This is a genomic window from Pseudoalteromonas sp. OF5H-5, assembly GCF_021530695.1.
In the GTDB taxonomy this organism is placed as follows: domain Bacteria; phylum Pseudomonadota; class Gammaproteobacteria; order Enterobacterales; family Alteromonadaceae; genus Pseudoalteromonas.
In genome coordinates, this window is sequence record NZ_JAKGBF010000009.1 from 120,230 (window position 1) to 143,076 (window position 22,847).

The following is a 22,847-nucleotide window of genomic DNA, read 5'->3' on the forward strand; positions in this document are numbered from 1 at the left end:
TTGTATACCGAGAATCACCTCTCTATACAGAGATAAGCCTTCTTCGTAATAAATCAACATTCCCTTTATTTTAATCAATAAAGTCGTTAATAAAAAGTACACATGATCGTATACCTAAATTGAAGAAAAGTACACGCAACCGTTTACCTTTTATTTCTTTAAGTATACACTACCGTTTACTTGTTTAATTGTCGAACAAATAGCCTTTACTTTGGTGTGGTTAAGGTATGAAATGAACTCACTTGACTGATTGCATCCAGTTGAGTGTGCGTTATTAAAGGCAAATTGCAAGGTAGTTCCCCGTCAAAGCCGGGGCAGCATAAAATGATAATATAGGAATTGGAGTGTTCATGTATCCAGTATCAATACGCAGTCGTGTTAAACACCTATCTTTTTTAATGCTCACGTTAGGCACTTTGTCAGCGTGTTCAGAAGCACCACAGCAAGGGGGCCATGCAATGCCACCTGCGCAAGTGAGTGTACAACAAGTTACTACTCAATCAGTGCCTTTCGATATCGAACTTCCGGCCACTCTCGCGGGTGATAAAGAAGTCGAAATTCGTTCTCGAGTTTCTGGGATCATCGAGTCTCGCAACTTTGAGGAAGGTCAATTTGTAAAAGCTGGTCATTCATTATTCACCATCGAGCTTAAACCTTTTGAATTAGCGGTAGAAAAAGCGCAGGCAGCACTTCAGGCAGCAAAAGCAAACGTTGACCAAACTAAGCGCGAGAGCGAAAGGCTTGAGCGTTTGAAGAACGAGCGTTCAGTATCAAAGCGCGACTTTGATAACTCAGTATCGGCCTACGATATTGCAGTTGCGAATTTAGAATCTGCAAAAGTCGCATTGAGTGAAGCCAAACTAGACCTTGAATACGCCAAAGTTGAAGCACCTGTTTCTGGTATTGTTGGTCGTGAACTGATGTCAGAAGGCAGTTATGTTTCTGGTCCGAGTGTACTATTAACTGAACTTACCGACATTAGCACCATTCGTGCTCGCTTCGGCTTTTCAGAGCGTGAGCAGCTAACAATGCGCCAAGATGTAGAAAATGGCTCATTGTCATTACCAGATCATAATGAATTTGATACCACGATTATTCTGCAAGACGGTTCACTATACGGACAAGCCGGTAAAGTAAACTTTAGCGACGTTCGGGTAAACCGCTTCACGGGTACCAGTGAGTTACAAGCTCGTATTCCTAATGAAAATGGCGAGTTAAGACCGGGTCAGTTTGTTCGAGTTAAACTCTCTGGTGCGGTACGCAATAACGCCATTGTACTTCCGCAAAGAGCGGTACTAGACAACGGCACGGGTAAATTTGTATACATTGCCACCAAAAATGAACAAGGCACAACCGTAGCCCTGCCTGCACCGGTCAAAGTTGGTGAGTGGGTCAAGCTTAATAATGAGAATATGTGGGTTATTCGCGAAGGCTTAAAAGAAGGTCAACCTGTCATCGTTGAAGGTATGGCGAGGATCTTCTTCCCTGGTATGCCAGTGTCTGTGAGCGAGCAAGGAGAATAATCTGATGTTCTCCAAATATTTCATAAACAGGCCTATTTTTGCCTTTGTTATCTCTATCGTAATAGTGCTTGCGGGGCTTGCTGCCATGCGCAGTTTGCCTGTTGCGCAGTATCCCGAAATCGCTCCACCTCAAGTTGAGGTACGTGCGGTATACCCTGGTGCATCAGCGGATGTATTAGAACAAACCGTTGCGACCCCTATCGAAAACGCGATTACGGGTGTTGAAGGCATGATGTACATGACATCAACCAGTACCAACTCCGGCGTAACAACTATTGCAGTAACTTTTGAGATTGGAACGGATGTTGATCAGGCTGCCGTAGATGTAAATAACCGGGTGAAGCAAGTTGAAGCTCGTCTCCCTGAAGAAACTAGACGCCAAGGCGTTGTGGTTCAAAAGACATCTTCTAACTTCTTGCAAGTACACGCGTTCTATTCGCCAGATGGAACTCGAGAAAGTCTCTGGACATCTAACTACGTCACCATGAATATCCTTGACCGCGTCAAACGCATTCCTGGTACGACGAACGTGCAGATCTTCGGTGCTAAAGACTATGCCATGCGTATTTGGCTGCGCCCGGATATTATGAGTCAACTGCAAGTCACAGCAGACGATATTGCGGGTGCAATTAGAGAGCAAAACTCTCAGTATGCAGCGGGTAGTATTGGTGCAACACCGACATCTCAAGACGCGCAATCGCTCGTTTATAGTGTCACCGCGAAAGGACGTTTATCGACGGCTGAAGAGTTCGAAAATATCATTGTTCGAGCAAACCCAGATGGCTCAACACTGCGCCTTAAGGATGTTGCTCGCGTAGAGCTTGGTTCTAAAGACTATAACTTCCAAGGTACTATTAACGGTAAAGAAGCGGTATTGCTCGGTGTATTCTTGCAACCGGGCGCGAATGCGCTTGACGTGGCTAAAGCAGTAGAGGCTGAAATTGAACAGATCAAACCTCAGTTCCCTACAGGCCTCGCCCACGTTAACTCTTACGACACCACACGCTTTGTAGAAGTCTCAATTCGCGAGGTGTTAAAAACGCTTGGTGAAGCAATGATTTTGGTATTCTTAGTGGTTTACCTGTTCTTGCAAAACTGGCGTGCAACGCTAATTCCAACGCTTGCAGTTCCGGTCTCGTTACTTGGTACATTTGCAGGTCTCTATATGCTCGGTTACTCGATTAACACGCTTACGCTGTTCGGCATGGTGTTATCGATTGGTATCGTGGTAGATGACGCCATTGTAGTACTTGAGAATGTCGAGCGTATTATGCATGAGCAAGGCTTGCAGGCTAGAGAAGCAGCAGTTAAAGCGATGCAGGAAGTAAGCGGCCCCGTAGTCGCGATTGTATTGGTATTGTGTTCGGTGTTTGTACCTATCGCTTTCCTGGGTGGGTTAACAGGCGAGCTATTCCGCCAATTTGCGATCACAATCTCCATCTCTGTAAGTTTATCCGGTGTGGTTGCACTGACAATGACGCCTGCACTTTGTGTATTGCTGCTTAAGCACGAGCACAAACAAGATGCCAAGTTTTTCTTGTGGTTCAATGACTGGTTCCATCGTGTGACCGGACGCTATGTTGGCGCGGTTAGCTTTATGGTTCGCCGTGGTTTTGTAGGCCTAACCTTAATGGTAGCGATGATTGGTGCAACGGTATTCCTGTGGCAAAAAACACCAAGCTCGTTAGTACCAGACGAAGACCAAGGTTACTATATGATAGCGGTGTTCTTGCCTGATGGCTCTTCGTTAGAGCGCACTGCTAAAGTGGCCGATGAAGTGATAGCGGCTGCAAAGTCAAACCCAGCTAACGAAAACGTCGTGGCGTTTACGGGGATGGACTTCATCGGTGGTGGCTTCAAAAATAGCGCGGCGACTATGTTCGTGACGCAAACACACTGGGATGAACGCGATGTGTCGGCGAAGGAACTTGTTGGTGAGTTATTTATGAAAACCGCGCATATTAACGAAGCACTAGTGCTGGCGTTTAACCCACCGCCAATTTTCGGCTTGGGTACAACAGGCGGATTTGAAGTCTTTTTGCAAAATAAAGGCGGCTCTGATCCCGCTAAATTGAAGCAAGGCATGCAGATGATTATGGCCGAGGCGCAGAAGAGCCCTATCCTTACAGGCATTCAAACGCTATGGCGTCCTGATGCACCGCAGCTAAAGGTACATATGGATCGTGAACAAGCGCGTGCCATGGGGGTTAATATCAATTCTGCGTTTAACGCACTTGCAGCCAATTTAGGTAATTACTACGTCAACGACTTCAATAAATTTGGTCGTGCATGGCAAGTGATTATGTCCGCTGAAGCCGAGTTTAGAATGACACCGGAAGATGTTGGCCGCATTTATGTGAAAAACAATCGTGGCGAAATGGTACCAATTTCTGCATTTACGGATGTTGAGTATAGTCGCGGCCCGGAAACCATGAATCGTTACAATAACTTATCTGCAGTTAAGTTAATGGGCGAAGCAGCACCTGGCTACAGCTCAGGTCAAGCTATCGCGGAGTTTGAGCGTATCGCCAACAAAGTGCTACCACCTGATATGACTTACGAGTGGACGGGTTCCGCGTTCCAAGAAAAGCAAAACTCTGGTACAACCGGTATTGCACTCGGTATGGCCGTGATCATGGTATTTTTGATCCTCGCAGCACTTTATGAGCGCTGGTCATTGCCATTCTCGGTTATGTTAGCGCTACCGTTTGGTACTTTTGGTGCATTGGTCTCAATCTGGATCGCTGGGCTAACCAACGACGTTTACTTCCAAATCGGTTTGGTTACCCTACTTGGCCTTGCCAGTAAAAATGCCATTCTTATTGTCGAGTACGCACTCATGAAGTATCAAGAAGGATGGAGTCCAGCAACTGCAGCCCTTGAAGCGGCAAGACTGCGTTTTAGACCTATTATCATGACTTCACTTGCTTTCATACTTGGTGTAGTTCCACTGGTGATGAGTTCTGGAGCTGGCGCAGGAGCAAGACACAGTGTGGGTACTGGCGTAATGGGTGGTATGCTCTCGGCTACCTTCCTCGCAGTATTCTTCTTGCCACTATTCTTCTATTGGCTAATGGCAAGACGGATGTCAGAGAAGCGTTCTAAGCAAGAACTTTCAGATGAAATCGCGAAGCATCATAAAGATGAGCATGTCGATACAGATGAAGGATTAGCTTAATAACATCCCTTAAGTGAAACCACAAAACGCCTGAATTTTCAGGCGTTTTTTATACCCCAAAAAAGCTACTCTTGACCTTTCCACTACCTCACCATCACACACTTTATCACTAGCCATTAGTCGTAATTTCATGCTTTTCGTCCAAATGCACTTGATTTTGTCGACAATTAGGTTATCACTGATAAAGCATAATGATAAAAACTAGAGATCAACAGCAAGGACAAGATATGACAACAGAGAGCCAATTAATAAATGCAAGTGCACTTACAAAGAGTTACTTCAAAGGCCCCCAAGTAGCACCGCTTACTCAACTCACCATAGGGCAATACCTAGAAGATATTGTCGACAATTATCCAGAAAGAGAAGCCATTGTTGTCTCTCATCAATCTGTTCGCTTAAATTATCGTGAGTATCTCGCCAAAATAAATCAACTTGCCGCAAGCCTTTTAGCTGTAGGCATACAACCAGGGGATAGAGTTGGGATTTGGTCTCCAAACAATCTTGAATGGAGTCTAGTGCAATTTGCAACCGCTAAAATTGGCGCGATCATGGTGTGCATTAACCCAGCTTATCGTCCAAGCGAGCTTGAATACGTGCTAAACAACGTTGAGTGTAAGATGTTAGTTATGGCGAAATCATTTAAACATAGCCATTACGTTGACATGATAAGAGAGCTGGCACCAGAATCTTATGACTGCATGTTTGGCGAATTGTCTTCACAGCGCCTTCCCTCTCTCAAACAGATTGTGCTGATTGACGAGGATATTGAACCAGGTCTAATGAATTTCAGCACCCTGTTATCTAAAGCTAATGATGCCCACTATCTTGAGGCAAATGCGATTGCAGCCAACCTCAGTGCCAGCGACGCAATCAATATTCAATTCACTTCAGGTACTACAGGCAACCCGAAAGGCGCCACCCTCACCCACAGTAATATCCTCAATAACGGATTACTCGTCGCCAATGCCATGAAGCTCACAGAGCAAGACAAGCTTTGTATTCCCGTGCCGCTTTATCATTGTTTTGGCATGGTGCTCGGTAATCTCGTTTGTATCAGTAAAGGGGCGTGCGCTGTATTCCCTAACGATAGCTTTGATCCGCTTGTCACCTTAGAAGTTGTGGAACGAGAAAAGTGCACTGGGCTTCACGGTGTACCAACAATGTTTATCGCACAATTAGAGCACTCAGACTTTACACAGTTTGATCTATCTTCGCTGCGCACTGGCGTGATGGCAGGCTCTACCTGCCCTGAAAAGGTCATGCGCCAAGTACAAACCCAAATGCATATGACCGATGTACTAATTGGTTACGGGCAAACCGAGTGCAGCCCAATCAATAATATTACCGAAATCGATTCGCCTGTTGAGAAACGCGTGCAGACTGTTGGTCGCGCTATGCCACATACCGAGGTCAAAATTATTGACGAGCTAGGACATATTGCCCCAATTGGTACGCCTGGTGAGGTATGTGCCCGAGGATATTGCGTAATGAAAGGCTATTGGCAAGACCCAGAAAAAACAGCAGCAACCATTGATAACGATGGCTGGCTACATTCTGGCGATTTAGGGGTAATGGATGACGAAGGGTTCGTTAGCATCGTCGGCCGCATAAAAGACATGATCATTCGCGGTGGCGAGAATATTTACCCCAGAGAAATTGAGGAAGTGCTTTATCATCATCATCATATTCAAGACGCCGCTGTATTTGGGATCAAAGACGAAAAATATGGTGAGGAAGTATGTGTTTGGGTTCAACTTAAGCCCGGACACTATATTTCGGAACAAGATATTCGTATATTTTTAAAAGATAAACTCGCCTATTTCAAAGTCCCAAAACATATCAAGCTCGTTGAAAATTATCCGATGACAGTCACAGGCAAGCTACAAAAGTTCAAAATGCGAGAGCAAATGGAAAGTGAGCTTGATGCATTTGCCGAATCTCAGTAACTAAGATGAGTAAGTGGTGAGCAATATCCTAGCTCACCACTTACGTAGCTCTTACAACGCGTTTGAAAACTTTGCTCTGTAAAAATCACAATCACCGCTAAGCTACTACTCAACTAATTGTTTAAATTGAATTTTTCTTTGGTTCATTTCTTGCTGTTAGTTTCTAAATTTTATATGAAGGAAACGAGCAATGACCAAGTGTCCATTAACCACCACAGCTGGTAATCCAATCGCCGATAATCAAAATAGTCTTACCGCAGGTCCTAGAGGCCCATTATTGGTTGAGGACTACCAATTAATCGAAAAACTGGCGCATCAAAATAGAGAACGTATTCCAGAGCGTACCGTGCATGCTAAGGGATGGGGTGCGTTTGGAACATTTACGGTAACAAACGATATAAGCCGATATACCAAGGCAAAGCTATTTGCTGAGGTTGATAAGCAAACCGACATTCTGATGCGCTTTTCAACAGTAGCCGGTGAAAAAGGGGCTGCCGATGCGGAGCGTGACGTAAGAGGTTTCTCGATAAAGTTTTACACTGATGAAGGAAATTGGGATTTAGTTGGTAATAATACCCCCGTATTTTTTGTCCGTGATCCGTATAAATTCCCAGATTTTATTCATACCCAAAAGCGCCACCCAAAAACCAACCTGCGTTCCAACACCGCGCAATGGGATTTTTGGTCACTGTCGCCAGAAAGCCTGCATCAAGTATTGATTTTAATGTCTGACCGTGGCTTGCCAACGGATGTGAGACATATGAATGGCTATGGCTCTCACACCTTTAGTTTGATTAACGAGGAAAACCAAAGAGTTTGGGTGAAGTTTCATATGAAAACCCAACAAGGCCACCAGCATCATACCGATGAAGAGTCAAAATCAGTAATTGGCGAAAGCAGAGAGAGTTTTCAAGAGGACTTGCTTGAGGCCATAGAGCGCGGAAATTATCCGAAATGGGATATGAAAATTCAGGTGATGACTGAAGCACAAGCAAAACAGTTCCAACACAATCCGTTTGATTTAACCAAAGTCTGGCCGCATGGCGACTTTCCACTCATCGATGTTGGCACACTCGAATTAAATCGCGTACCAGACAATTATTTTGCAGAGATAGAACAAGCTGCATTTAGTCCGTCTAACGTGGTGTCTGGAATTGGATTTTCTCCCGATAAAATGTTGCAAGCACGCATTTTCTCCTATGCTGATGCTCACCGCTACCGACTCGGCACGCATTATGAGGCATTACCTGTTAATCGCCCAAAGTGCCCAGTGCATCATTACCACAAAGACGGTGCAATGCGGTTCTTTAATAATGAGCCGGGTGGTAACGAAGATGCTTACTACGAGCCTAACTCGATGGGAGGCCCAAAAGAGAGCCCAGAGTATAAACGCCCTGCTCTTGAGCTTGAAGGAATGGCGGATAGATACGACCACCGCAAAGACAATGATGATTTTTCACAGCCTCGTGCCCTATATTGCCTATTTGATGATGCCCAAAAACAGCGCTTGTACGGCAACATAGCACGCGCTATGGAGGGTGTACCTGAATATATCATTGAACGCCAACTTGGGTTATTTAAATCTGTTCACGAAGAACTTGAAGCCGGTGTTAGAACGGCACTGAATGAAAAAGGTTAACTGCCTAATCTGAACAAAAAGCTAGCACCTGAAGTGCTAGCTTTTAAAGCTGCTAGATTTGTGACCATGCCTTTTGGGTTCCAAACGCATAAGCCCCACCTATAACCAAGCAAATTGATGAACTCACCAGCCAAAACGTCATGCTATTATCTGGGATCGTTGGCATGATAAAAACAAACCCAATTCCCCTTATTAAAAAGATTGCACTTATTACACACAGGGCGATTTTAAGCATAGGTAATTGTCGGATCCGTTTCGCCCCTGAAAACGCGTAGCATGACCAGAGCAGTAAAATCGTAGCGATAACGGCAGTGACAATGTGCGGATAAATAAGCCCCTGTTCGGCCATAGTAGCCATTTCCTCGCCCGCACCAAAAAAGCGATACCAAGGCGCGCCAAAGATAATGCAGCCAATGTGCGCCACTGCCGCAATGGCTGTACACACACCCGCGAAGAGTAAAAAGTGGTTGGTCGTTTGAGTTTTCGTGTTCAAGTTTATTTCCCTATATTGTCAACTTGCTTGAGTATCGCTGCTCTGCCGCTGCCTGTCGATAGATATGCGCTCAACAGGAATTATTTGTAGGTCGTGATTTATCTGGGCACAAATATTCCCGCGGCTTAAAGTGCGGCATTAGAGCCAAAAAGATCGCGGGGTGAACCCGCTCCTACCCAATATAGATTTAGCAAAAAATGAGGTCAATAAAATAAATTTGTGAAGCTTGTCATTTGTAGGTCGTGATTTATCTGGGCACAAAGACTTCCACCGCCTAAGGTACGGCATTAAAACCAAAAAGATCGCGGGGTGAACCCGCTCCTACCCGGTATGGGTTAGTGTCATTACAACGCTATGTTTTTGGTACGACGAGTGGTAAATCAAACTGCACCATTAAGCCACCTTTTTTACGATTAAATAGTTTAAGTTGTCCACCGTGGGCAATGGCGACTTCATTACAAATACTCAATCCTACCCCTGTGCCACTTGGTTTAGTAGAAAAGAATGGCAGTACTGCGTTTGCTAGCTTTTCTTCTTCCATTCCTACACCTCTATCAACAACCACGACTATCAGACGTTGATAATCAACCAGCAGCTTCACGCCTATTTCATCTATTTTAGATCCTGACTCATGGGCGTTTTTAACCAAATTTATCATCACCTGCTCTACCTGTATGGGATCAAAAAAAGCGCGCTCCAAAGGAAGTGCTGCCAGCAAAGTAAAGTCATAAAGCTTACTAACGGTATCAAGTAAGGGCTGCAAGGGTTGCTCTGTAATATTAGGCGCTGGTAATCTTGCAAATTCGCTATATTTAGCCACAAATTCACTGAGGTTTTCCGTGCGGCGGTTAATCGTCGAGAGCATTTCGGGCAATAGTTGAATAAGGGCGTGGTTTTGCTCTTTGGCGCTACGCTCTACAATTGTATTCGCCGAGTTGGTCAACGAAGAAATGGGCGCTAATGAATTATTGAGTTCATGACTGATAAGACGGATGGCATTTTTCCAAAGCCCTACCTCTTGGCGGCTCATTTCGCTTGATAGATTTTGACACATAAGCAACACGTGCGGCTGGTGGTTGAGTGTTATGCTCTGCCTTGAAAAGTAATAGCTTTGCTTTTCATCATTGGCTTGAAAGGTCACAAACCCGGATTCTTTTTGTAGCAAAATGGTTTGCAGTTTAGGATCTGCATTCGCGATGGCATGATGCAGTACTAGGCCGCTTAACGACTTGTTGTTATTAAGTAATTTTCCTGCTTTATCATTAGCGTATACCACTTGATCAAATTGGTTTAGTAATAAAATAGATACCGGTGACACCTGCAAAATGGTATCAAGTAGTAACTCCCTTTGGCTAGTAGCGTGGCGCTGCTTTTTTAGTGTTGTCGATAAACGATTATATTCCAAAATTAGATCAGACATTTCTATGCTTTCAAAATGTGTAATTTGAACTGAGAAGTCTTGATCTTTAAAACTGCGGATCCCGTCCGTTAAGCAATCTATGATCCGTTGTTGGCGAGAGAAAAAGTAACTGATACCGACAACGCCTACTACCGCCGCAACAAGTAGCCCCAGTGGAATTGCCAGAGTAAATGGTATTGCAAATAAAGCTGCCAGCCATAGAATAGCCGCAAACACCAATAGTGATACAAATAGGCATGCAGACACCGCTGCTTGAAGAGACACCGTCATTTTAAACCAAACTTCTCCATTCTCCGGTATAGTGCTTGCCGACTTAATCCAAGCTTTCTTGCGGCTTTACTGACTACGCCATCAGCGCTGTCTAATGCAGCTTCGATATCTGCTTGTGTATATTCAAGCGGCTCTTCATGTTGTGGTATTTGAATTGCTAAATGCTCACACTCAATTTCTTGCCTGGGGCTCAGCAACACAGCACGACCTATGGTGTTTTCAAGCTCCCTGACATTTCCAGGCCAAGTATGATGCTTTAACTGCTTCATTGCTGCGTTACTCAAACTCTTATTGCTAGGTAAAAAGTGATCCACTAACACGGCAATATCTTCTTTTCGCTCAGATAGTGGCGGCAATTTAAGCTCAATCATATTGATCCGATAATACAAGTCTTCTCTAAAAGTACCTGCGCGAATGGCCTCTGGTAAATTACTGTTGGTGGCACTGATCACCCTAACATTTACCCTTTTCGTGACCGTGCTGCCAACGCGTTCAAACTCACCACTTTGTAAAACCCTTAGCAATTTTTGTTGCCCTGTCAAAGACAAGTTGCCGATTTCATCCAAAAACAAGGTGCCACCATCGGCCGCTTCAAAGCGCCCAGCCCTCGATTTTTGTGCGCCTGTATAAGCACCACTTTCAACCCCAAATAACTCGGCCTCAATGAGGTCCGCCGGGATGGCCCCCGCATTCACTTTAATAAAGGGTTTATGTTTATAGCTGCTATTGGCTTGCACGATTTCTGCAATTTTCTCTTTACCAGCGCCGTTTGGTCCTGTGATCAGAATTGGCGCATCGGAGTGCGCAACCTGAGTCGCCATTTCAAGCAAGCTCAACATGGCCGGATCGGCAACCACCACACCACACAGGTCGTATTGCGCTTTTAGCTTTTGTAATCTGGCATTGCGCTGATTAGCAGCGCTACTTACTTGCTCTTGTAGTTCTCGCATTTCGAGCAAGTTTTTCACTGAGGTGACGAGTTTATGATCTTTCCAAGGTTTAGCTAAGTAGTCTGCAGCACCATCTTTAATTAGCTCTACTGCCATTTCAAGGTTTGTCCAAGCCGTCAGTAAGATGATGGGTAAGTCAGGCTCTAAATCTCGAATGGCTTTATACAGGGCTTTACCTTCCGCGCCGCTGGTAGTGTCTCGGGTAAAGTTCATATCTTGAATAACTAAGTCGAACTGTTTGCTACGAACCTTCTCTAGGCCCAGCTGCGGAGAGGTAACACCTTCACACGGAATATCATTGAGTAACAAAAGGACTTTAATGGCTTGAATTACATCCGGATTATCGTCAATTACCAATACACTCATGAACGCTTTTGATCCTAATTTGTAGATTTAGCCCCTTTCGGGGCTTTGTTGTTTTTATTATTAACTCGATTTAGTTACTTGTGCCGGCGACACTTTCGCAGCTTCTTTGGCAGGCAGGTACACCGCCAATGTACTCACAAGCCAAGTAAAAATAGCGACCCCAACCAATAACGGGATCTCTACCACACTTTGCACGCGAACATTATTCATCAAAAAATAGTAAAGCAAAATCGAGAGACCAAAGCCTAGCACTAAACCGATAAAGACTAAAATTGTATTTTCTTTAATTAAAGACCACATCACTTTGCCTTTAGATGCTCCTAACGCACGAAGTACACCATGATCTTTCTTTCTTAGGCTAACAGAAAAGCTGACAAGTGCGACAATACCAAGCGCGGTGACCACGCATGCTATGATGCTTATACCTGCCATGGTGAGTGCAAAGGTGCTACGGCCATCCCACAAACGTTTTTTTGCCCTAGCAACAAACTCTACTCGCTCAACCATTCGTCCGCTGGTGTGATACAGTGCCGTTTCAACTTCTTCTAGCACTCGCTCAGACACACCTTTTTCAACCCTGACTAAATAATTTGCCCGTTGACGGTTACCCCATATGACCTCAGGTACAACCCCTGAATTGTAGTGTTGTTGATTGTACGTTGCGCCTTCCCCAAGCATTTTACCTTTATAAACACCAATCACTTGATGTGGAATGCGTTGTCTTGAAATATACACCGTCTGCCCAAGGGCAGAGTCACCACCAAATAAAGACGTGGCAAGGTCGTCACTTATCATAATAACGCCTGCATTTTTTGTTGCCTCATCACCTTTTATAAATTCGCTGGCATAAAATCTCCGCCCCTCAACAAGTTCAAGCCCAAGTACATCTACCCCTTTTTCATCCAAGCCAAAGTAGCCAAACACGCTGTAATCCGTTTCTGGTTGGGTATCTTTAAAAATAGTCCATCCAGGGCCTAAGCTGTTTAATACCAGCTCTCTACCAGCATAAGATGCGGCAACGACCCCAGGCACATTTTCAATCGCTTGAATATCCTTTTCTATAAGTGACTGCACGTCTACCGAGGTATCAAACACACGCGTCGTTACATTGAGAATTTGTTGCTCTTCCAACTTTGAAGGAATTAGCCAGTTTTGCAGCGTTGCATAGCTGATAAACGCGGTATTGCTGACAATCATCACGGTGATCGCGATTTGTAGAATAATTAACAGCGCAATACTTTTTTGTTTTAAGATCAGTTTTAAAATATGTTTAATCGCCATACTTACCCCCTTAACTCTGCAGCTGGTGATACACGGCTACTACGGTATACCGGATATAATCCAGATATCCCAACCGCCAAGAAAATACCTATGGTGGTCAAAAGTGCCAGCTCACCATCAAACTGATAGATTTGACGAACCTGCTCGGCAAATGCCATATAATCCGTCTGATACATACGCAAATGGAACATAAACTCGAGTCCTGCAAATGCGAGTACAAAACCAAGCAACACAGATGCAACTGTGAGCATGAGAATTTCTAGAAAATGAATTTTCATGATCACCCCACGATTTGCACCGAGGGCTCGGTAAAGGGAAATAAGCTTACGATTGGCTTGGAATTTGGCCAGTAGGATCCCCACAGTGTTCACTAGACAAATGGCAAATAGTAAATATGAAAACGTTAGGTAAATGGCTTCCCATGCCATAAAACGCTGGATCAAAATATAGAGCTCACCCATGCTATAAAAATCGGTGAGATTGTTGTGTTGAAAACGGCCAACCACTTGCTGATTTGCAGTATAGTTATTCAACCAAGTTTTTAGCTCTGCAAGATGTGCCACCCCCATATCATTTTGGTACTGGAACCAAACCGTCAAATAACCACATTCAGCACTTTTCAGCATGTCGATACTGCCGCTGCGTGGGTTGGTTGCGGTGTATAAATCGTCGGTTCTACACGATACTTGCCCTGTTCTTGGAAAGTTTTGCGCATAGGCATAATTTAGCGGGATAAATGCATCGTGATTGTAATTATTACTAAAGCTCAAATCTTGGAAACGACGTTTATAATTGCTTAAATCAACCACGCCCACGACTTGTATTTGTTCGCCTTGAACTTGAATAAACTGCCCGACAGAATTCGCCCCACCAAAAAGATGGTCATTAGCGTTTTTACTGATCACAGCGACCGCTTCACCACTTTGCTGGCTTTGTTCACTCCAAGAAGCTCCGTGGATAAACGGCGCATCTAGTACACTAAACATTTCTCTATCTGTACCAGAAGCTTCTACACTAATAGGTCTAACTGAGTTATCCGCCAGCCCCACAATAAACTCTGTGGTGTAGTTAAATGATAGATGCTCGTATGGTAAATCCGCTTGCTTAAGCGCCTCTGCATCTTGATATGTCCAGCGTGGAAATTGGTTAAAATCGACAACGTCTTGGTCGCCATCAAAAAAATTCAGGCCTGCGGTGTACAAGTGATCTCCCTTATAACCAATCACCTCACTGCTGCTTTGTTTTACAATGGCTGACATCGTCAACATTAACGTGATCCCAACTGCAAGGTTGATCACCATCAGTGCGCTTAGCTTGGGTTTTTGCTTTAATCCCTGCCAAGCTAATAGTATTAGCTCTTTCATTGCTTACTCCTACACTGCCAGTTCAGTTAGCTGAGATTTGGTGATGTCGGTTAGCTCACCATCAAGAATTTGGATGTTACGACCCGCTCGTCGTGCCAGCTCATTGTCATGGGTTACCATAATCAATGTTGTACCCGCCTGATTCACTTCTTGTAATAAATCCATCACTTGCCTTGCCATTAAGCTGTCTAAGTTACCCGTTGGCTCATCCGCTAAAAGGAATCGCGGTTTCCCCGCCAAAGCTCTGGCAATAGCCACACGCTGCTGTTGCCCGCCACTTAGCTGTGCGGGATGATGTTTCATTCGGCTTGCAAGCCCAACGAGTTCAAGCGCTTCTTCAATGCGCTTTTTACGCTCACTGGCCTTAATCCCACGAAAAATGAGCGGCACTTCAACGTTGTCATATAAAGATAAGTCGCTGATAAGGTTAAAGCCTTGGAAGATAAAGCCAATTTTTTCGTTTCTTAGCTGAGACAACTTTTTATCGTTAAGATTGGCAACGTTTTCACCATCTAGAAAATAGTCACCGCGCTCAAAACGCTCTAACAAACCGGCAATGTTCAAAAAGGTCGTTTTGCCTGATCCTGACGGGCCTGTGACCGCAATAAACTCCCCTTCTTCAATGGTTAAATTAACATTGCTGAGCGCATGAGTCTCAATCAGATCTGTGCGATAAATTTTGCTTACTTCATTCATTTTTAACATTGTCTATTCCTTCTCATTCTTATTCGGTACGCGAGATGGGCTACTTCCCGAGTAACACTCGCGCTTTGTTATTGAACGGATCTAAACTTGAAATCACGATTTCTTGTCCTTCACTCAGGCCCTCGATAATTTCAACTTCAGAAATACTTTTTACACCGAGCTGAATGGGTGTTTGATCGACCTGCTCACCGACAACCGTATAGGTAAAACGCCCTGCGCCAGTTTCAACAAATGCACCACGCCTTACTTTGAGCACGTCTTGCTTTTGCGACAGGATAATTCTTGTAGATACCTTTTGGTTTTGGCGAAGACCACTTGGTTGTTCATCAAAGCGTACTCGCGCACTGACACGGCCAGCTTCGATTTCAGGGGAAATAGCGACCAGCTTTGCATGGTATTGGTATTGATTGATAATTACTTCAGCGGCCATGCCGACACCTAGATTGTCGGCATAAATTTCTGGTATTTGCGCTTCAACCTCAAGCTCTGAAAGGTCAACCAAGGATATTAGCGCCGCATCTCGCTGTACAAACTGCTTTTGCTGGACATGCACCGTACCAACAATACCCGACAACGGCGATATAATGTTAAGTGCCGCTACCTGACGCTGCACTTCTTCTAAAATATGCTGTTGTCTGGTTAGGCTCAGCTCGCTACTTTTTAGCTCAAACGCAAGTCGCTCTTGCTCAAGCTTTAGTGAATCGATGGCGTGACGCTCTTGTAGCTGCGCGCGCTTAAGTTCAACCATTGACTGTTCAAGCTCTAATTTTGAGATAATTTGCTTTTCGATGCTTTGTTTTGAGCGTGCCATTTCCCGCTCTGCCGCTTCTAAGTCTACTTTCGCCATTTCCATGCGTTGTTTAGTATCAAGTAGCTGCTGTTTAATCGAGATCCGTTGGCGCTCAACTTCCGTTTGTAAACGTTCAAATGTCGCCTCTTCTTGCAGTAAACGGTTGGTAAGCTCTGGACTGTCTATGCTAAGCAACGCTTGCCCTGCTTTGATGGCATCACCTGGTTTAACGTTTAGCGTCACTGTGCCCGATGCGATGGCATATAAGTCGGGATTATTCGCAGCCAGCGTACGCCCTTCAACACGAATATCTTCGCTGATATCACCTCTCACTACCGTGGCGAGACGTACTTGCTCCCGCGATACCGTCTGCTCTGCAGATAAAATTGTGTTAATGCTTGGCCAAGCACTGGTCAATCCACCTAAGGTGATGCCAACGGCCAACAACGCAAGCACAGGCTTTTTTATGGTTCGTTTCTTTGCGATTTGTTTATCTTGCGCACTTGTATCTTTAATCATGCTACCTCCTTGCGGACAAGAGGGTGTCCGCGATTATTATGAGTAACTAATAACAAGTAGCGTGCCATAATTTATCTTACTGTTTTATATGCCATTTATGTAATTTAACGGCTTTATTGAGAGGATTTGGACGGACACCGGACAGTTTGCGGACAAGGGAGCTTTATATCAATTTGCTTAATTAAGTGATCTATTCTGCAGCGAGAAAATTTTGTCGATAACACCGCTACTGCATCCTGCTACCGCCAAGGTGCCTACATCCATATCTGCAAGGCAAAGATTTTGCTATTGAGTTGTTCTAAATAAGAAATTTTTAACGCAGGTAGCGTCAGATTTACACCTTCAAATTGAGCTAGTATTAAGACAAATTGGTATTAAAAAATATGTTTAAGCTTGATGGTTAGGGCCTGTCCAGCCGTGCGAGTCACTTTGACATTTTAGTGATGTGAACACATGCAAACATCTTGATACTTGATCAAACGTTTCCTCTTCTATTGGGAATTTAATCTATCTGCAGCCAATATAAACTTGTTATAGCCGGTTTTACCGGCTATAAATTTTTGCCATCATCAGCCATTTCCCAGTACTTTGGCAGGATCCGTTTTGGTGGCTTGCCAAGCGGGATATAAGCTTGCGACGACAGCCATAACAAAAGTCGTGACTAAACTGATATAAATGTCTGTCCAAATAATTTTGCTCGGTAAGTACTCAATAAAGTAGACGCCTTCAAGCGGATTGGTATCACTCATATTGATCCAGGCTTTAAAAATATCGGGGATATTAATAGCAATAAAAATGCCGATCCCTGTGCCTAGCAGTGCACCTATCCCTGCATACGTCACACCTTGTAGCGCAAAAGTCGAAAAAATCGTACTGTCCTGTGCACCCATGGTTTTCAAAATGGCAATATCCGCCCGCTTTTCTTTTACTTCCATCACCATAGAAGAGACGATATTAAAGCTCGCTACAGCGATGATCAGAAATACCACGAGATAGACGATAGTGCGTACCATCTGAATATCTTGATACAGTCCGCCTTGCGTTCGAAACCAAGACGATACGTACACTAAATCGGGTAATGCCCTGCCCGCTGATGTCGCAATTTGCTGTGCCTGAAACACATCACTCACCTTGGCACGCAAGTCCGTTACTTGGTCTTCTCTAAAATCCATCGCTTCTTGCAGTGCGTTAAGTGGCACTAAGGATAATGTTTGGTCAAGTGGCCCGCCCATATCGATAAGCCCCACCACCGTCGCCGTTAATCGCTTTGGCGCAGCGAGTGGATTATCCGAATGTTTGTTAGCAACCAAGAGCTGGATATTATCGCCAGCCACGACGCCAAGCTTGTCAGCTATCCCTTTGCCGATGATCACTTCACCCGGTTTTAGTGCCTTTAGTTCTGCGCCTTTTATAAAATCACCTATGCTCGACACCGTATGATGCCTATTCGGTGCGATCCCTTTTAACTGCGCCGCTTTTAAGGTGCCTTTGTATTGCAGCATGGCTGTTAAGTTAATTTCAGCCGTCGCGCTTACGACGCCACGTTGACTCTCCAAGATCTCTACTTTTTGCTGCCACGCTTGAATAGGGTCGTAAGGTGCTTGATAACTAACTTGCGGTACCACCGACAACAGCCGCTGCTCTAATTGTTCTTCAAAACCGTTAATCACAGAAAGTGCGACTATCAATACTGCCATACCCAGCATTACACCAAGCGTAGAAGCACGGGTTAAAAAACCAATAAAGCCAAGCTGACGTTTAGACTCTCTAAAACGTTTGCTTAAAAAATAACTAAGCATGCTGATACACACCTACTTTGCCATCGTCCAGTTGCACTGCACGACCAAGCTTATCTGCCAACTCTAGGTCGTGTGTTACAACAACAAAGCTGGTTTTTAGTTGCTGATTGAGTTCAGCTAGGAGGTCATAGATCCTTAGCGCATTATGCTTATCAAGATTGCCGGTTGGTTCATCAGCTAGCACCAAATCAGGTTCTGTTACTAACGCTCTCGCTATCGCAACACGCTGTCTCTCCCCCCCAGAAAGCTCTGAAGGCTTATGATCAGCACGATGACTCAAGCCTACTTTATCAAGCATGAGTAATGCTTTTTCGCGGGCTTGTTTTGCTTTATTACCGGCAATTAGTAATGGCATCGCCACGTTTTCAACCGCGCTAAACTCCATCAACAAATGATGAAACTGATAGATAAAACCCAAATGCTTATTTCTAAATTCCGCCTGCTTTTTACGTGACAGCTTGCCAACTTCCACACCTTTGATTTTTACACTACCGGTGGATGCTTTATCCAAGGTACCGAGAATATGCAGTAAAGTACTTTTACCTGAACCCGAGCTACCTACAATGGCAAGCATCTCACCTTGGGTTACAGATAAATCAACGCCTTTTAGTACCGTTACTTCGGCTTTACCATCTTGGTAGCTTTTGACCAAATCTTGGCAGTCAATGACTAAATCACTCATATCTTAATACCTCTGCTGGCAGCACACTCGACGCGCGTTTAGCTGGATACAAGGTTGCTAAAAAGCTTAGCAATATGCTGCCCACTGCCATAATCGTTAAATCTGTTAGTTCTATTTTGACCGGAAGTTCAGCGCCACCAAGCAACTGAAGGCCTGCGAGGTGGAGCACCTCATTAATATTGTTCGAAAGCAATAATCCACCAGCAACACCAATGAGTGTGCCAAAAATGCCGTTATACATCCCTTGCGCCATAAACACTTTAGCTATCATTTGTGGTGTAAAGCCAAGCGTTTGCAAAATAGCCACTTCCCCTTGCTTTTCACTCACCATCATAGATAGCGCTGAAATGATATTAAATACAGCCACTATCACAATAAGGCCAAGTAATAGCGACATAATGCGCTTTTCCATTGCAACCGCCGCAAACAATGTGCCTTGCTGAGTTTGCCAATCCTGTATCTCGAGCCCTTGTAACAAGCTATCCGCTTGCTGATAAAAATCAGGCAGACTAAAGGCATCATATAAATGAATGTTAAGGTCGTATTGCTCTGGCTTCTTGCGCATTAACCGCTGTAAACTCTTCCCGTCGGCAAATGCCAAATAAGTGTCAGCTTCGCTTTGGCCATCATATATGGCAGCTACGGTGAATAAGCGCTGCGTCGGTGTGCGGCCAAGCGGTGTGTATGTGGTGAATTCAGGCATGATCACGCGAAGTTGTTGACCAACGCTTACGCCAAGTTTATTGGCTAAATAGCGACTCAGCGCCACTTGGTATTTTTGCTCATACAATCGAGTTAAGCTACCTGCGCGTACGGCGTCATCTAACGCTGTTTCATACCCTTGAAATAGTCCTTGAAGTTGCACACCCACCAAATCTTGATTGGTTTGTAGAATTACGTCACTTGCAACATATGGCGAAACTTGCTTAACCAAAGGATGATTTTCAATGGCTTGTAATTTATTTTGATCAAGTTGCTCATTTTCCTTAATTTGCACATGCGGGATCAAATCAAGCATGGCGGCTTTTAAGGTTTGCTCAAAGCCATTCATCACTGAGCTGACGGTGATCAAACTCATCAAGCCAAGGGCGATACCCGCAATTGAGAAAAATGAGATAAACGATATAAATGCATTGCCTTTCGCAGCACGGCTATATCTTAACCCAACAAAGAGGCTAACTGGTTGAAACATAATCTATCTCGTAAAAAACTGCTGCACGGATACTAACATACTCAAAACCAGATTGATGGCAGGATTGCTATAAAAAGTGTGACAAACTATAAATTTGTTGACGTTTAGCTGTGCATTGCTTATCCCGTCAAAACGTTACTACTCGTCATACTTAGCGATTACCTTTTGCGGATCTGATATGGCACGTTTCTGCGTTTGACTACTGTTGATTTCACCACCGATGTGTGGGTATCACCCAGCGTGGAGACTTTATCCAGAATTTCGTCTAGCTTAGGCATACTCTCAAAACACAACCTCACATAAAAACAATCCTCTCCCGTCACTTTGTCACATTCAATCACTTCAGGAATGTTTTGGATCATCGCTTCAAGTTGTTTTAGTTTACCAGGATGCTGACGAATACGCACAATCGCTGTCAGCGGGTAATCAAAGCTTTCTGGGTCTAATTCAATACTGTATTTACTAATTACCCCATACTCTTCCATACGTTTCATGCGCTCATTCACACTCGGTGAAGACATATTCACAGCACGAGCCATTTCAGCAACAGACACTCGGCTGTTGTTTTCTAACAGCGCTATAAGCTTGCTATCTATCGCATCAAGCGACCATTTTTCATTATTAATTAATTTTCGCATTTTTGCCTTTCATTTTTAGGAAAATAGAAAAATTAGCCTTTTATTGTCTATTAGCAATACGGCAAACCCTAAGTAATATGCAAGTATAGAATTGAATATGACAAGGTGTGAACAATGTTTGGCTCAGATAAAGAAAAAGGTTCGATAGAGATGATAATAGCTATGGTGCTATCTGGCACCATAGGATACTTTGTCGTCAGTGCACAACAATCCTATTGGAACGTGGTATTTTTACGTTGTGTTATTGGCGCGTTGTGCCTTCTTGGATACGTGCTCGTAACAAAGCAACTGACAAAAGAGGTGTTTAAAGGTCCCGTTTTTATAACCATCTTGCTCGGCGGTATCGCGCTGGTCGGAAACTGGGTGCTGTTATTCGCCTCATTTGACTATATTCCTTTTTCAATTTCAATCATCGCATACCATCTACAACCTCTGATGTTGGTATTATTAAGTGCGGTGCTTTATCGTCAGTATCCAAGTAAAGCAATCCTTTTATGGTTGACCATCGCCGTGGTGGGATTATGGTTGGTTGTGGGGATCCCCTATCAAGAAATAGTCGCAGTTATTTTTGCACAAGAGAGCAATCAAGCCGTTTTTGGTCTGCTACTGGCACTTGGAGCTGCATTTCTGTATACCATTACAACGCTGATGACAAAAAAGGTAAGCCAAGTGCCATCTGGTGTTGTTGCTGTGATCCAAATCTTTTTGGGCGGTTTATTTTTATTGCCTTGGGTTGACTTTGCACATTTCCCAGAGACTTCATCGAGCTGGGGCAATATCCTATTCTTAGGCGTCGTCAACACAGGGTTTATGTATGTGATCATGTATGATGCGTTTCAACGCTTAAGCACCACATTAATCGCTATTCTTTCTTTTATTTATCCGGTCGTGGCGCTGTTTGTAGATTTTATTGCATTCGAGCACACGATTTCGATGCTACAAACGCTTGGGATTGTTTTAATCTTAACGGCCGTCAGCGCTGTAAAGTTCGATTGGAAGTTAGGCAAGTTATTTAACCTGAGGTTTGGATAAGGAGTGTTCCAACTCATTGTTGCTAAAGCACAACTTAGTTTTTCCTTGTCTAGCCAGAGAGTTTTAGGGAAAACACCGCTTCCGCGTCCTGCTCTCGCTAAGGTACCTACATCCTGTAGGCAAGGCGAATTTACGCACCAATAGCTGGCTATTGGAAGTGAATTCAACGCAGTTAGCGCTAAAACTGGCTGCTAGAAAGGCATTAATTATCCGCAGCTCAGGTTATTTAGCACACCAAAGCAAAAAATCAGTTAATTTAGCTAATTTGAACTTAAAGGAAACACCAGTGATAAAAGCAGAGTAAAGTGCAAGTACTTTGCTCTGCTGCTGTTGACTAGCTTACTGCTCTAGGTAACAAATAACCGCTGCTTGCTTAGGGTTGCTTTGTGTATCTTCAATCAGATAGCTCACTTTTTTACTGTTTTGGCATAAACACATGTCATAATGACTGATCATGTAAGCATTACCTACAGCATCTTCATCCGTTTTTTGGATGCTACAGGTAGGCTCTCTCCAAATTGGATCCCAGCCGCTTTGGCCAATGGCAACAATTTTAATGTTTTGTTGAGTAACGAGTGCTTTCGCCTCTTCTACTTCTTGAGCAGATACAGACAATGCGGTGAATGCAACGAGTGCGGTGATTAGCTTTTTCATTTTTCATCCTTAATTTAAGTCAGCGCTATAGATAAAAACAGCAAAATACTGTAACAGTAATCAAAATATTGAATAAAAGCTCTATAGCGCTCGCTATTTTATTCATTAAATATGACAACTCAAGAATAAATTCATTAAATTTATAAAAACAATTTAAACCTTAAAACTTCATCATAAAAAATCTTGCCCACATACGTATGCCCACACCTTTTAGGCCTCTCACATTTAGAATAAATAGAAATATAAAACACAGTTAAAATAACAAAAATGAATAACGAAGTTTAATTCCATTTATCTTAATAGCGCAATTTACACAACAAACTCGCACACTTTAAAAAATAACAATTTCATTAACGTAAACACCATCATTTTTTTAATTCCGAATAACACAAGACATAACTCAAGA

The 22,847-nt window shown here is 43.8% G+C and carries 17 protein-coding genes; 5 read left to right on the forward strand and 12 right to left on the reverse strand.

All coding sequences use genetic code 11. From position 1 onward, the window contains the following. Positions 1–350: 350 nt before the first annotated feature. From L1271_RS14525 to L1271_RS14540, 4 genes are all read left to right on the forward strand, one after another. The gene (locus L1271_RS14525) at positions 351–1,523 is read left to right on the forward strand and encodes an efflux RND transporter periplasmic adaptor subunit (protein WP_235368131.1); all 1,173 of its coding nucleotides are present in this window, start codon (positions 351–353) and stop codon (positions 1,521–1,523) included. 4 nt (positions 1,524–1,527) lie between these two features. Then, positions 1,528–4,701 (forward strand): efflux RND transporter permease subunit, encoded by a 3,174-nt coding sequence (locus L1271_RS14530; RefSeq protein WP_010604876.1) that lies wholly within the window; start codon positions 1,528–1,530, stop codon positions 4,699–4,701. A 227-nt stretch (positions 4,702–4,928) separates the two neighbouring features. Continuing rightward, a complete protein-coding gene (locus tag L1271_RS14535) occupies positions 4,929–6,647 on the forward strand; it encodes an AMP-binding protein (protein WP_235368132.1) in 1,719 nt (572 codons plus the stop codon). 190 nt (positions 6,648–6,837) lie between these two features. Next, positions 6,838–8,286 carry a catalase gene (locus L1271_RS14540; protein WP_102056878.1) on the forward strand — a complete coding sequence of 483 codons (1,449 nt, stop codon included), beginning with the start codon at positions 6,838–6,840 and terminating at the stop codon, positions 8,284–8,286. 52 nt (positions 8,287–8,338) lie between these two features. Here the strand turns inward: L1271_RS14540 and L1271_RS14545 are convergent, their stop codons facing one another. From L1271_RS14545 to L1271_RS14595, 11 genes are all read right to left on the reverse strand, one after another. Beyond that, complete coding sequence (locus L1271_RS14545) at positions 8,339–8,785, reverse strand: hypothetical protein (RefSeq protein WP_235368173.1); 447 nt, start codon at positions 8,783–8,785, stop codon at positions 8,339–8,341. 346 nt (positions 8,786–9,131) lie between these two features. Next, positions 9,132–10,469: a sensor histidine kinase gene (locus L1271_RS14550; protein WP_235368133.1), complete on the reverse strand. Its 1,338-nt coding sequence runs from the start codon at positions 10,467–10,469 to the stop codon at positions 9,132–9,134. After that, positions 10,466–11,785: a sigma-54-dependent transcriptional regulator gene (locus L1271_RS14555; RefSeq protein WP_235368134.1), complete on the reverse strand. Its 1,320-nt coding sequence runs from the start codon at positions 11,783–11,785 to the stop codon at positions 10,466–10,468. Before L1271_RS14555 ends, L1271_RS14550 begins: the two co-directional genes overlap by 4 nt. A 60-nt stretch (positions 11,786–11,845) precedes the next feature. Next, the gene (locus L1271_RS14560; protein WP_174168802.1) at positions 11,846–13,066 is read right to left on the reverse strand and encodes an ABC transporter permease; all 1,221 of its coding nucleotides are present in this window, start codon (positions 13,064–13,066) and stop codon (positions 11,846–11,848) included. 2 nt (positions 13,067–13,068) lie between these two features. Then, positions 13,069–14,430: an ABC transporter permease gene (locus L1271_RS14565; protein WP_235368135.1), complete on the reverse strand. Its 1,362-nt coding sequence runs from the start codon at positions 14,428–14,430 to the stop codon at positions 13,069–13,071. Positions 14,431–14,439: 9 nt separating this feature from the next. After that, positions 14,440–15,135 (reverse strand): ABC transporter ATP-binding protein, encoded by a 696-nt coding sequence (locus L1271_RS14570; RefSeq protein WP_010604884.1) that lies wholly within the window; start codon positions 15,133–15,135, stop codon positions 14,440–14,442. Positions 15,136–15,175: 40 nt separating this feature from the next. After that, a complete protein-coding gene (locus L1271_RS14575; RefSeq protein WP_235368136.1) occupies positions 15,176–16,444 on the reverse strand; it encodes an efflux RND transporter periplasmic adaptor subunit in 1,269 nt (422 codons plus the stop codon). Between the two features lie 569 nt (positions 16,445–17,013). Next, entirely contained in the window at positions 17,014–18,243 is a 1,230-nt protein-coding gene (locus tag L1271_RS14580; RefSeq protein WP_010604886.1) for a lipoprotein-releasing ABC transporter permease subunit, read from the reverse strand. Next, a complete protein-coding gene (lolD, locus tag L1271_RS14585; protein ID WP_045990679.1) occupies positions 18,236–18,925 on the reverse strand; it encodes a lipoprotein-releasing ABC transporter ATP-binding protein LolD in 690 nt (229 codons plus the stop codon). Before lolD ends, L1271_RS14580 begins: the two co-directional genes overlap by 8 nt. Next, complete coding sequence (locus tag L1271_RS14590) at positions 18,918–20,117, reverse strand: lipoprotein-releasing ABC transporter permease subunit (protein WP_010604888.1); 1,200 nt, start codon at positions 20,115–20,117, stop codon at positions 18,918–18,920. The genes lolD and L1271_RS14590 overlap by 8 nt, the downstream gene beginning before the upstream one ends. A gap of 158 nt (positions 20,118–20,275) precedes the next feature. Further along, positions 20,276–20,755, reverse strand: a complete 480-nt coding sequence (locus tag L1271_RS14595; protein WP_235368137.1) for an Lrp/AsnC family transcriptional regulator — start codon at positions 20,753–20,755, stop codon at positions 20,276–20,278. Between the two features lie 114 nt (positions 20,756–20,869). Here L1271_RS14595 and L1271_RS14600 point away from each other — a divergent pair, with 114 nt between their 5' ends. Further along, positions 20,870–21,787, forward strand: a complete 918-nt coding sequence (locus L1271_RS14600; RefSeq protein WP_235368138.1) for a DMT family transporter — start codon at positions 20,870–20,872, stop codon at positions 21,785–21,787. Between the two features lie 339 nt (positions 21,788–22,126). On the opposite strand, the gene L1271_RS14605 is transcribed toward L1271_RS14600, so the two are convergent. Continuing rightward, entirely contained in the window at positions 22,127–22,441 is a 315-nt protein-coding gene (locus L1271_RS14605; RefSeq protein WP_235368139.1) for a hypothetical protein, read from the reverse strand. Positions 22,442–22,847 lie beyond the last annotated feature (406 nt).

What these genes read in the sequence shown, in the direction of transcription:
- L1271_RS14525 (WP_235368131.1), top strand. Translation starts at nt 351, where the DNA reads ATGTATCCAGTATCAATACGCAGTCGTGTTAAACACCTATCTTTTTTA.
- L1271_RS14530 (WP_010604876.1), top strand. Translation starts at nt 1,528, where the DNA reads ATGTTCTCCAAATATTTCATAAACAGGCCTATTTTTGCCTTTGTTATC.
- L1271_RS14535 (WP_235368132.1), top strand. Translation starts at nt 4,929, where the DNA reads ATGACAACAGAGAGCCAATTAATAAATGCAAGTGCACTTACAAAGAGT.
- L1271_RS14540 (WP_102056878.1), top strand. Translation starts at nt 6,838, where the DNA reads ATGACCAAGTGTCCATTAACCACCACAGCTGGTAATCCAATCGCCGAT.
- L1271_RS14550 (WP_235368133.1), bottom strand. Translation starts at nt 10,469, where the DNA reads ATGACGGTGTCTCTTCAAGCAGCGGTGTCTGCATGCCTATTTGTATCA.
- L1271_RS14555 (WP_235368134.1), bottom strand. Translation starts at nt 11,785, where the DNA reads ATGAGTGTATTGGTAATTGACGATAATCCGGATGTAATTCAAGCCATT.
- L1271_RS14560 (WP_174168802.1), bottom strand. Translation starts at nt 13,066, where the DNA reads ATGGCGATTAAACATATTTTAAAACTGATCTTAAAACAAAAAAGTATT.
- L1271_RS14565 (WP_235368135.1), bottom strand. Translation starts at nt 14,430, where the DNA reads ATGAAAGAGCTAATACTATTAGCTTGGCAGGGATTAAAGCAAAAACCC.
- L1271_RS14570 (WP_010604884.1), bottom strand. Translation starts at nt 15,135, where the DNA reads ATGTTAAAAATGAATGAAGTAAGCAAAATTTATCGCACAGATCTGATT.
- L1271_RS14575 (WP_235368136.1), bottom strand. Translation starts at nt 16,444, where the DNA reads ATGATTAAAGATACAAGTGCGCAAGATAAACAAATCGCAAAGAAACGA.
- L1271_RS14580 (WP_010604886.1), bottom strand. Translation starts at nt 18,243, where the DNA reads ATGCTTAGTTATTTTTTAAGCAAACGTTTTAGAGAGTCTAAACGTCAG.
- lolD (WP_045990679.1), bottom strand. Translation starts at nt 18,925, where the DNA reads ATGAGTGATTTAGTCATTGACTGCCAAGATTTGGTCAAAAGCTACCAA.
- L1271_RS14590 (WP_010604888.1), bottom strand. Translation starts at nt 20,117, where the DNA reads ATGTTTCAACCAGTTAGCCTCTTTGTTGGGTTAAGATATAGCCGTGCT.
- L1271_RS14595 (WP_235368137.1), bottom strand. Translation starts at nt 20,755, where the DNA reads ATGCGAAAATTAATTAATAATGAAAAATGGTCGCTTGATGCGATAGAT.
- L1271_RS14600 (WP_235368138.1), top strand. Translation starts at nt 20,870, where the DNA reads ATGTTTGGCTCAGATAAAGAAAAAGGTTCGATAGAGATGATAATAGCT.
- L1271_RS14605 (WP_235368139.1), bottom strand. Translation starts at nt 22,441, where the DNA reads ATGAAAAAGCTAATCACCGCACTCGTTGCATTCACCGCATTGTCTGTA.